9 protein-coding genes are annotated in these 11,580 nt (G+C 37.2%); 3 read left to right on the top strand and 6 right to left on the bottom strand.

The window, feature by feature from the left end; all coding sequences use genetic code 11:
* The first annotated feature begins 213 nt into the window (after positions 1-213).
* The 3 genes from ACOVQ4_RS16010 to ACOVQ4_RS16000 all read left to right on the top strand — a co-directional run bounded on the left by ACOVQ4_RS16010 (position 214) and on the right by ACOVQ4_RS16000 (position 4,698).
* Positions 214-693 carry a DUF4199 domain-containing protein gene (locus tag ACOVQ4_RS16010; RefSeq protein ID WP_421821634.1) on the top strand — a complete coding sequence of 160 codons (480 nt, stop codon included), beginning with the start codon at positions 214-216 and terminating at the stop codon, positions 691-693.
* 154 nt (positions 694-847) lie between these two features.
* Positions 848-2,749 carry a PQQ-binding-like beta-propeller repeat protein gene (locus tag ACOVQ4_RS16005; RefSeq protein ID WP_421821633.1) on the top strand — a complete coding sequence of 634 codons (1,902 nt, stop codon included), beginning with the start codon at positions 848-850 and terminating at the stop codon, positions 2,747-2,749.
* A gap of 59 nt (positions 2,750-2,808) precedes the next feature.
* On the top strand, positions 2,809-4,698 hold the full coding sequence (locus tag ACOVQ4_RS16000) for a hypothetical protein (protein ID WP_421821632.1): 1,890 nt from the start codon (positions 2,809-2,811) through the stop codon (positions 4,696-4,698).
* Positions 4,699-4,919: 221 nt separating this feature from the next.
* Here ACOVQ4_RS16000 and nspC read toward each other — a convergent pair whose 3' ends face one another.
* The 6 genes from nspC to uxaC all read right to left on the bottom strand — a co-directional run bounded on the left by nspC (position 4,920) and on the right by uxaC (position 11,472).
* Positions 4,920-6,053 carry a carboxynorspermidine decarboxylase gene (gene nspC, locus ACOVQ4_RS15995; protein ID WP_421821631.1) on the bottom strand — a complete coding sequence of 378 codons (1,134 nt, stop codon included), beginning with the start codon at positions 6,051-6,053 and terminating at the stop codon, positions 4,920-4,922.
* Between the two features lie 210 nt (positions 6,054-6,263).
* Positions 6,264-6,602: a cupin domain-containing protein gene (locus tag ACOVQ4_RS15990; RefSeq protein ID WP_421821630.1), complete on the bottom strand. Its 339-nt coding sequence runs from the start codon at positions 6,600-6,602 to the stop codon at positions 6,264-6,266.
* A 354-nt stretch (positions 6,603-6,956) separates the two neighbouring features.
* Positions 6,957-8,240: an MFS transporter gene (locus ACOVQ4_RS15985; RefSeq protein ID WP_421821629.1), complete on the bottom strand. Its 1,284-nt coding sequence runs from the start codon at positions 8,238-8,240 to the stop codon at positions 6,957-6,959.
* A gap of 5 nt (positions 8,241-8,245) precedes the next feature.
* Positions 8,246-8,914 (bottom strand): bifunctional 4-hydroxy-2-oxoglutarate aldolase/2-dehydro-3-deoxy-phosphogluconate aldolase, encoded by a 669-nt coding sequence (locus ACOVQ4_RS15980; RefSeq protein ID WP_421821628.1) that lies wholly within the window; start codon positions 8,912-8,914, stop codon positions 8,246-8,248.
* An 82-nt stretch (positions 8,915-8,996) separates the two neighbouring features.
* Positions 8,997-10,019 (bottom strand): PfkB family carbohydrate kinase, encoded by a 1,023-nt coding sequence (locus tag ACOVQ4_RS15975; RefSeq protein ID WP_421821627.1) that lies wholly within the window; start codon positions 10,017-10,019, stop codon positions 8,997-8,999.
* A 52-nt stretch (positions 10,020-10,071) separates the two neighbouring features.
* Positions 10,072-11,472 carry a glucuronate isomerase gene (gene uxaC, locus ACOVQ4_RS15970; protein WP_421821626.1) on the bottom strand — a complete coding sequence of 467 codons (1,401 nt, stop codon included), beginning with the start codon at positions 11,470-11,472 and terminating at the stop codon, positions 10,072-10,074.
* Positions 11,473-11,580: the final 108 nt, after the last annotated feature.

Below are 11,580 nucleotides of genomic sequence, written 5' to 3'. Positions count from 1 at the left end.
TTTTGTCCAGTAATCAGGTTAATTGTATAATTGCAATTTGAACACACTCATAATCAAGACATTAGAACCAAGCTACACATCAGACATTCTATAGAGCTAATACTTTCTGCTAATCATAAGTTAAAATCCGAAATCAGCAATCCCAAATCCGCAATTACTTGAATTCCATCAAAATTTAGTTTAACTTAAAGAGAAATAAAACTAAATCTTGATATGAAAGCTATTTTTACTGAAATCAAATGGGGTGTTTATTTTTCGATAATGACACTCTTATGGATGGTTCTCGAAAAAGTGGTTGGCTTGCACGATATCTATATCGACAAGCATCCGATTTATACCAACTTTATAGCCATTCCTGCTATCATGCTCTACGTATTTGCTTTGAGAGAAAAACGTTTTAAAGACCTAGGAGGAGATATGAGCTACAAGCAAGCGGTGTTGAGTGGATTTTATATCACCTTAGTAGTCACCCTATTGGCTCCGCTAACCCAGTGGATTACCACGAATATTATCACACCAGAGTTTTTTCCGAACGTAATTAGGTATGTAATTGCTCATCAGATGATGACAAAAGAAGAAGCGCTTAATCAATTTAATCAGAAAAACTACATAATCCAAAGTATGATTGGAGCACCCATTATGGGTATGCTTACCACCGTAATTGTAAGTTTTTTTGTAAAAGGAAAAAAATGAATAAATAACACATTTTTTTTGGATTTTTGTTTAAAAAAAATCTATTTTGCGCTAGTATTTAGTTCTACATATCAAAAACAAGCAATCTACAAAATACCAACTTGCTAATTTCTTGAGTGTAAACTAGATATTTTCACAAAAACGTTTACACATAATGAAAAAACAATTTCTCGCAATTGCTTGTAGTATTCTACTAGCAGGAACCCAACCATTATTAGCTCAACGCTCCTACGACGAAGTCATTACCACCGACAACAAAATCCAAGACCTTGTTCAGAATGAAATTACAGGCGTACTTGTTTTCAAAGAAGGTTCTACTATTAAAGGAATTGACCCAGAAACCAAAAAAATTGCTTGGACTTTAACCAAGGAAGATTTTGGCGTAACATCCGCCACAGACATCTTAACAGACCCAGATTTTGGGACTATCTTCAAAGACAAAAAAGACCTCACTAGTGTACCCAATAGTCCCTATGTAGAAGCTTACATCAACTCAAAGTACTTGATTATCAACACTGAAACAGGCAAGTTGGTGTACAATTCCTCAAAAGAGTCATTCTGGGTATTTCAGTCTGATTTTATCCCTGAAAGTAACGAATACTTGCTTACGCTAAAAAGTGGTGATAATATGTCGATTGCTTTATTAGATATGCAAACTGGAAGTTTAAAATGGACTACCAATGTGAGTAAAGCCAAATCAATTTTAAGCTTCTCGCTCAAAGAATCTGCACATACTAATATTGCTAAGATTAACGGAAATACCATTTATTACTTGCTTTATGGCAAATTGTACTCTTTTGATAAATCTTCAGGCAAGCTAAACTGGACAGCAGAAGAAGAATATACCAAATTCTTTCCAACGCAAAACGATAAAAATATTGTAGTAGTTAACAGCAAAGGTTTGATGTCGACAAAACAGTATTTGAATGTTTTAAATACTGAAAATGGTAAAAGCATTTGGTCAGAATCAATCAAAACCAAAAGAGTGGTTTACCTTGAAGACTGGGGAACCAAACTTTTGGTAGCTCATTACTCTGGTTTTAACTTTTTTGACCTTAAAACTGGTGAAAAAATCTGGAAAAAAGATGCACGTGGTGATGGTTTGAAACGTGTAATTCCAATTGATCAAGATTTCTTATATGTGGCCGAAAATGAAATGATGCTAATCAATAAGAATGGAGAAAAATTATGGAAAAGCTTTATCGAAATTGCAGATGAAAAAGAAGACCCAATTTACTATTTAGGAAAAGTTGGCGAAAAAGTGATGTATTTGACTGGTACTTACGGAAACATGGTAGATTATAAATCAGGACGCAAATTATGGAAACGTAATATCAAATTCAACAACAACCGTCCTGTATTGCCTACTTATGATGAAAACTCAAATTCGTATTTAGTATATAACGATGAGGAACTTTATAAATTTGACCCTTCGATTGATGACAAACCTGAGCCTTTTGCAAAGGTAAATATCAAAAGAGAAAAAGAACTCAATAGTATCGAATTGTTTCCTTGGGGAGTAGTTTTGAGTGGTCCAGTGGAGGTAATGGGTGTTGGTATGGATGGAAAAGTAAAATACCATGACGTCTATACACAACCAGGTGAAGGAAACCGTCAATTAATGAAAGGTGCTGCTGCGCTAGGCACGGTTGCTCTTGGCGTAGGTTCTTTCGCTAAAGCTGTTGAAGGTGCCGAAATTACAATGACCTACCGCGATGAAGCTGGAAACATTAGAGAAGCAGTCGTTAGAAAAGGTGACGCTGGAAAGCAACTCCAATCTGCGGCAATGGGTGTAGGCTCGGCTGTGATGGGACAAATGTTTAACAAATACGGTTCTCGCTTTAATGCGATGCGTCAGAATAAGGATTTTTCTTATATCTATGCAAAAGACCCAAGCGGTGAAAAAGTATTAGTAAAAGTAAGAAAAGCTGACGGTGCTGAGGTAGATAAACTAATCTTCAAAAATGATAGACCAATCTATGAAGTTGACCCAGCAACACAAACAGTATACTATGTACTAGATAATACCGTTCAAGTTTTCTATAATAAAAAATAACAAATTAGTCCTATTTCTCAATGCCATCAAATGAAGGTTTGATGGCATTTTTTTTAGTTATGAAAAAATCACTAATCGCATTTAGTCTGTTTTGGGTGAGCTTTGTCACTTGGGGGCAGGAGAAAGCAAAATTCAAAAAACAAGAATATTGGGTAAAAAGTATTGCTCCATCAGCATTCCCAATTTTAGATAACGTATATACTCAAGGTACTTATTACAAAATTGCTCCAGACATTTTGGTTTCAGAAAAAAACCTCAAGCGAGACTTTTTCGACATAAAAGGATTTATCAAAAATCAAGAAAATAGTGAAGTAAAAATTTATGTAGACATACAAACGATTGATTTATCCAAACAAATTCAGGACTCCTCTTTCGATAATCAAACCAGAAAATACTATCCATCTGCCAATGTTTACTTTAATGTTAATATGGAGTATGAGGTGAAATACAAAAATCAGGTGCTATGGAAGAATAAGTATGTATCCTCCGAAAACATTAAATACTCTAATGGTCTTGGCTCATTCTATCAGTATGAAAAAGACGCTAAAAGTGAGTTTGGAGATCAAATCGAAAAAATAGCAGAGATTTCCTTAAAAAAAATACAAAATGAACTGAATCAAAAAATAGGCTATTATCAGCAAGAAAGAAAAGAAACCTTTTTTTGGCTAATCAACAAGGAACACCCAGAATATACGCAAATGCTTGCATTTGAAAATGAAATAAATTCACAATTGTCGCAGGTCAACTACGAAAAAGGGCTAGACCGAATTCAATTGCTTGTTCATCTTGCCTATTTAGAAAGCCTTCTTACCAAATATCCCGCTAATAAAGAAAATGAAAAAATCCGATTCATTGTAACCAATAATCTTGCGCAAACCTACTTTTTATTAGAGGATAAAACAAAAGGTTTGTATTATGCAGACTTATTAGTAAAAAACGGATTCAGAGAAAGTTATGGGTTTGAGTTAATCAATAAATACAAAAACCTTGAGGTACTAGCAGCTAAAACTCGAACTCATAGCAAACGATTTGCAGAACTTTCCAAACTAGGCTATCAATTAAAACAAGAGGAAGCACTCCAAAAAGAGGAGGCTAAGCAGGCATTCTTTGAGAAAATAGTCCGCGATGAGGCTGATTGGGAACAAGAGAAAGTGGAAAGGGGGAATCAACTAGAGCAATTTAAAGCCAATTGGTTCAAACTAATCGATTCTAGTTCATTCCAAAATCATGCTGATATACTCTTGAAGGTTATCCAAAATTTAGGAGGAGCGTCAGTGCTCAAAAATATTGAAAAGACTCATACCTCATCACAGTTCAAATTTGAAGATAGTAATATTCCTGTCTATGACGACAAATGGTCTTTGGCGTTCACAAACTTTTTGTTAAAGAAAAGAATGCCAGAGAGTTATCTTTTCGTGATTAATAATGTAGAGGCCTGGAAACACGATGACCGAATTAGAGGTGAAAAGTGGAAGAAAATTTCTTCTTCTGAATACGCAGAGAATATAGATAAGCTCCTGCCAATATACTTACTTTCGGGCATTAGATTCGACCTATGGAATAAGCTAGAACAGCAGTCCGAGAGATTTATTAATGATAAACTGTGTTGGCATCTGAGTTTTACCGAAAAAGAAATGTCTTCTCAAAATCGTATTATTCCTAAGCAAGAGTACCATTTTTACTTTGATAAAACAGATTATACGCTTGTTTCTACAGAAACTATCTTCTTTGAAGATGGAAAGAAAATATCAAAAGAGCGTAAAATTTTTACAGACTATAGAGAAATTTCAGCATTGAATAATGGCAAATTACCTCACCGAATACAATATCAAGTCGAAGATTACTTTGGAGAATCCTTTTTTGATGAAATAATTGAAAAAGTGGAAATTAACTCAGGGTTTTCAAATCGTATTTTTATCAAAGAGGTCTATATAGGAGGTTTTAAATAAACATGAGTCCTCCCAAATTTGTTGAATAATAGGTGATTATGTTAAAACTTTTATTCTAACTGTATAAACGCAATGATGGCGTCTCTCGGATGGCCTCTCAAGCTAAGTAAATTCTAGCGTGTTAGCATCAAAAAAGCGGTCGAAAGATTATTTTTCGACCGCTTTTTTGATAAAACTTAGAGAAAATCCTAGTCTTAAAATTCGGGATGCCTCCTGTTTATTTACAATCTATCTTTAAAGCTTTCATAACCAAAAGATTTTACCAAATCGAATGTATCGTTTTCTCTCCAAATACCAATGGAAGGAAGGTTAACGCCATTGAAAGTAGTAGTTTTTACCATGGTATAGTGAATCATATCATCAAATACGATTGAGTCACCAATTTTTAGCTCTTTATCAAAAGAATAATCACCATAATAATCACCTGCCAAACAAGTCATACCGCCAAAACGATAGGTTGGCTTACCCTCCACTGGTTCGTGGTGTGCACCCAAAATTCTTGGTTTATAAGGCATTTCAAGTGTATCAGGCATGTGTGCTGCAAAACTTACGTCTAATATAGCCACATTGATTCCTTGAGAATCTATGATATCCATTACCGTGGATGTTAAATATCCAGTTCTCCAACCTACTGCTGAACCTGGCTCTAAGATTACTTTCAAGTGAGGAAAACGAGCTTTAAGATTTTTCAATACAGAAATCAAATGCTCTGGCTCATAATCGGCACGGGTAATCAAGTGTCCTCCTCCCAAGTTCAACCATTTGGCCTGCTCTAATAAATCGCCAAAACGTTCTACAATAGCATTCAAAGTACGTTCTAAGGTATATGAGTCGTTTTCGCACAAAGTATGCGAATGCAAACCTTCAATTCCCTCTGGCAAAGTATCGCCTAATTGATTACGAGTAATTCCCAAACGAGAGCCTGCAATACATGGATTATACATATCTGTCTCAACCTCAGAGTATTGTGGATTAATACGCAAACCGCAGCTAATACCATTAGCACGTGCTCTATCCCCAAAGGTATTGTATTGATTCAAAGAGTTGAAAGTGATATGGCTCGAATAAGACATCAATTCGTCAAATTCACGTTCCAAATAAGCGGGGGCATATACGTGAGCTTTAGTTTTCATTTCCTCAAAACAAAGGCGAGCTTCGTTGAGTGAACTTGCCGTAGCACCAGCCAAATACTGACGTACCATCGGGAAAGTGCTGTACATCGAAAAGCCTTTAAGCGCACAAATAATCTCGATTCCTGCTTGTTCCTGTACGTATTTGAGAAGAGTAAGGTTCTTTCTCAAAAGTTGGTCTTCGATTACATAACAAGGCGAAGGAATTTGTGAAAAATCAATCATCTGATAAGATATTCTTGGTTGAAATGGTTTGTTGTTGAACTGAACCCTTGGTTTCAATTGATAAACCTATTTTAACTAAATTAGTTCAGCACCCAATTGTATTAGGGTGCAAAATTACCAAGAAACTGTGAACCTTAGATTAAGAATTTGAAAAATGATGAAAATCAAAACAAAAGGGCGAAGACTTCGCCCTGAGAATTTTTTAAAAAACTAAACAAAATCTTCACGAAAAGGAGCAAATACATCTACTAATACTCCAGCCTCCAAAGCCACAGCACCGTGTACAATATGAGGAGGAATATAATAAGTATCGCCTTGTTTAAGCACTTCGGTTTTACCTTCAATGGTTATCTCAAAAGCACCGCTTTCAACATAGCTGATTTGAGTATGATAATGGCTATGCAACGAACCTATAGCACCTTTTTCGAAGGCTACTTTTACCATCATGACGTTATTGTCATAACTCATAATTTTACGACGTAACCCCTCGCCTACTGTTTCCCAAGTAAGGTCTTCGTCATGAACAAATCTTTTTTCAAATTGTGACATAGCTGATTTTTTGTGAATTGTGAGTTATGAATTTTAATTGGGCTGTAGGCATTAAGCTATAGGCCGTAGGAAAAAGAAAAAGCCAATTTGCCTACGGCTAACAGCTTACAGCCATCTTTTTACTTTGTCTTTTTACAAAATTAGCCAGCAACACATATAAGCATCACTGGCTAATCCACTCACGTTTTTAACAAGATTTTATGAAGTTAATGGGCAAAGTAAAATTTAATTTTTGAGCTTTCGGCTTTCAGCTTTGAGCATTCGGCAAAAATATATCTATTGTTACTAAAAAAACATTTTAACACTCTTTGCCTAATGTCTGACCTCTTAAATCAAACGTTGTCCACTAACTTTTTACAATTCTACTTTCTCCATTTTCGGAGCAAATAAGTGCATTAGTCCCCATGCCAACAAATAGGCAAAACCACACACAATAAAGATGATATTATAACCAGCAGTGATATTTCCCGCTTCTTTGTATGAATCTAAGATTGTACCCACCATTAAAGGGAAAAGAATACCACCAACAGAACCAGCCATTCCACCGATACCTACAACAGAAGAAACAGCTTTTTTAGGGAACATATCTGAAGCTGTCGTAAAAATGTTGGCACTCCACGCTTGGTGAGCCGCTGCCGCAATACTAATCAATACTACCGCTTGCCAAATATTTGAACAATATTGAGCAGCCATAATTGGCACAACAGCCAAGGCAAAACTCAACATCGCTACTTTACGAGCTTTGAAAACTGGCCATCCTTTGTTGATTAAGAAACCAGATACATATCCTCCACCAATACTACCAATCGTTGTAGCAGTATAAACAATAATAAGTTCTAAAGAAGGCTTTTTCAAGTCCAGTTGGAAAGTTTCAGCAAAATAGGAAGGCAACCAATACAAGAAGAACCACCAAATTGGGTCAGTTAACATTTTTCCAAAAACAAAAGCCCAAGTTTGACGAATACCAAACAATTGAGCCCATTTTACAGGTTTCTCATCCGATTCGGCAACTTCATCTTCATCACTCTGGATATAAGCTAATTCTTCAGGCGTAACAGATTTATGCGTTTTTGGCTTGTCGTAGCTCATTACCCAGAAAATCACCCAGATAAAACCTACACCACCCGTTACCATAAAAGCCACTTGCCAACCCCAAACGGCCAAAATCCAAGGTACCATCAATGGTGCAACCACTGCACCGATATTGGCACCAGAGTTAAAAATACCCGTTGCCAAAGCACGTTCTTTTTTAGGAAACCATTCAGCCACACTTTTGATGGCAGCAGGAAAGTTTCCTCCTTCACCCAAGCCCAATAAAGCTCTAAAAGCACCAAAACCAAAGGTACTAGTAGCAGCGGCAGTTAGAACACCCGCAGCACTCCACCAAATTACGGCTACCAAATAGCCCAATTTTGTACCAATTTTATCAATAATACCTCCCGATAACACCAAGCCAATTGCGTAAGCAGCTTGAAAAGCCATTACAAGGTTACTGTAATCTTTTTCGTTCCAGTTAAATTCCTTTTCCAAGGTTGGCTTCAATAAAGCAATCACTTGGCGGTCGAGATAACTGATGGTTGTTGCAAAAAACAAAAGGGCTACAATGACCCAACGATAACTTCCTACCTTTTTTTCCATAGTTTTTATTTAGATAAGCTTGCCACCGTTTCCATCAAGCTAGCTACGGTTTGCTGAATTTGATTAAAATCTTTATTTGCTAAAACGGCACTTGGAAATAATTGCGACCCCATTCCGACAGCGGTTACACCTGCCTTAAACCAAGTAGTTAGACTTTCTGTTGTTGGCTCTACGCCACCTGTTACCATTACTTTAACCGCTGGCATTGGTCCTTTCATGGATTTCACAAAACCTGGCCCAACCACATTGCCTGGGAATATTTTAACCACAGTAGCACCCAATTCGGTAGCTTGATAAATTTCGTTCAAGGTACAAGCACCCGGGTACCAAGCAATATTTTTTTCTTGGCATAATGCACCAACTTCAGCAGTAGTGACAGGTTGTACCACAAAATCTGCGCCTACTTCGATAAACTTAGAAGCTTGTTCTGCTTTGAAAATCGTACCGATACCAATTGCCATATCTGGACAATTTTCACGAATAAAAGGTACCAAAGCAGTAAAAGTTGCAAAGGCACTTTCGCCACGGTTGGTAAATTCGAAAGCACGCATACCACCATCATAGCAAGCTTTAATAATACCTTGTGTTAAAGCTAAATCTTCATGGTAAAAAACGGGAACAACGGGATACTTTGCGATAAGTTGGTCAACCGTTGCACTATCAAAAAGGGCCATTTTATATTTCTTAATTAAAATTGAGAGGATTGATAAACAATAGTAGAAATCCTGTAAAGAATTTTCTCAGTGATTTCAATACTTATAAAAACTTAGCCAATAGATTTTCTACTTGTTCTACGCTTTGTTTTGTTGCATCGCCATATTCATTTAGTTTACCAAATGCTGCTGCGGCTGCATAATTAATGACTTCTTGAGGCGATTTTTCATTATATAAACCATAAATCAAACCTCCCATAAAACAATCACCACTACCCACTTTATCTACTACTTCGTCAATGGTAAAAGTCGGAGAAACGTATTGTTGTCCGTTGGTAAAAAGTGTAGTATAATACAAGATACCCTTTGGCGGAGCGTCAAAACGGAACGTATGCGCTACCACAGAGCATTGAGGATATTGCTTTTGAATAGCTTCTGCCGTTCGAATACTATGTGCTAAATACTCTTCTTGCGTTGAATCGGGGTTGATACTTGCCTCTACAGGAATACCCAAGAGCCAATCGGCTGCCCAAATATTACCCATGATTACGTCGCAGTATTGCGCTAAGCGTGGCATGATTTCGACAGGTTGTTTGCCGTATTTCCAAAGCTTTGCACGATAGTTGAGGTCAACCGACACGGTAATACCCTTACTTTTGGCAATCTTCAAAACCTCTTCACACGCATCCACTACATCCTCGTTCAAAGCTGGACTAATTGCACTGAAATGAAACCAAGATACGTTTTCGAGAATGCTCTCCCAATCTACTTTACCAGGCGCTAAAGTCCAGAAAGCCGAATGAGCACGGTCATAGATGACCCCTGCATTTTTGAGGTCAGCACCTTGAGGAAGGTAATAAGTACCTATTCTATCGCCAAAGCAAGGCATTTTATCAGCAGAAATACCTTTTTCTTCGATATACTGCTTCAATTCAACCGAAAGCTGGTTATCGGGCAATACACTCGTGTATTGCACAGGCACATTCCAATTGGCTAAAGCCGTGGCCACGTTCAATTCGGCACCACCAACAAACACGGGCATGGTGGCATTTTTAATCCATTCACCACCCAACTGTGGAGAAAAACGTAAAAGAATTTCTCCGAAACAACACACTATTTTTTGCATATATCTATTTTAAAAAGCGGCTAGATACCTCTGAGATACCTAGCCGAGTCAATTAAAATCCGAAGTATTCTTTGGCGTTGTTGTAACAAATATCTTGAACCATCTTTCCAATCCAAGGAATATCGTTAGGCAACTCACCATTTTCAACGTCGTTACCTAATATATTACACAAAATTCGTCTAAAATACTCATGACGAGGGAAAGAAAGGAAACTACGAGAATCTGTCAACATACCTACAAAACGGCTCAACAAGCCCAAATTTGAAAGCGCATTGATTTGTTTTTCCATACCATCTTTTTGGTCGAGGAACCACCAACCAGAACCAAATTGGATTTTTCCAGCTACAGAACCATCATTGAAGTTACCAATCATAGTAGCCATCAATTCGTTATCGCGAGGGTTCAAGTTGTAAAGGATAGTTTTAGCCAACTGGTTGTTTTCGTCTAATTTTCCCAAAAATTTCGAAAGGGCTTTCCCTTGCTCGAAATCACCGATTGAATCCCAACCTGTATCTGGTCCTAATTCACGCATGGCACGAAGGTTGTTGTTACGCAATGCTCCAAGGTGAAATTGTTGCGTCCAACCTTTTTCCCAGTCCCAAATGGCGAAATGAATCAACATTGCAGATTTGAATTTCAATTGCTCTTCTAAAGTCAACTCACTTCCTCCTTTAATTTTCAGGAAGATAGCAGCGATTTCATCTTCAGTATAATCTTCAGCATAAATTTGTTCAAGACCGTGGTCAGAGAGTTTGCCACCCATTTCAGCAAAGAAATCATGACGCTCTTTCAAAGCACCTAGATATTCTTCCAAAGTGGAAAGACTACGACCTACAACTGCTTCTAATTTTGACACATAAGCCACAAAGTTTGCCACATTTTCAACCGCCATTGCTTTATCTGGACGGAAAGTAGGCAGTACTTTTACCTCAAAACCATCAGCTTTAATTTTTTGGTGATATTCCAAAGAATCAATCGGGTCATCGGTTGTACAAACTACTTTTACATTCATTTTATTCAACAAACCTCTCACCGAATATGCTGGTGTTTGAAGAAGAGCAGTACATTTTTCGTAAATATCTTTGGCAGTCGATGGATTCAAAATTTCATTTACCCCAAAATAACGCTGTAATTCGAGGTGGGTCCAGTGGTACAAAGGGTTACGCATGGTATAAGGTACCGTTGCTGCCCACTGTTCATATTTTTCATAATCCGACTTATCTCCAGTACAATAAGCTTCGTTGATGCCATTTGTACGCATTGCACGCCATTTGTAGTGATCGCCGTACAACCAAATTTGGGCGAGGTTCTCAAATGACTTATCTTCCGCTATTTGATCTGGGGGAAGATGGCAATGATAATCGATAATTGGCATTTGCTTCGCATACTCATGATACAAGGTACGAGCTGTTTCAGTCTGTAATAGAAAATTGTCGTCTAAGAAGTTTTTCATCTTTTGAAATTGATAGTAGTTCAAAAAAATTGCTTAAAGTTAGCTGACTCAAGCAAGAGACTGTATTTGGATAATATTTTTGGCTGTCGGCTTTGAGCTTTCGGCTGT

Source organism: Flectobacillus sp., assembly GCF_049240685.1.
In the GTDB taxonomy this organism is placed as follows: domain Bacteria; phylum Bacteroidota; class Bacteroidia; order Cytophagales; family Spirosomataceae; genus Flectobacillus.
Note: the sequence above shows the minus strand (reverse complement) of the source record. Positions and strands in the feature narration are given on the sequence as shown.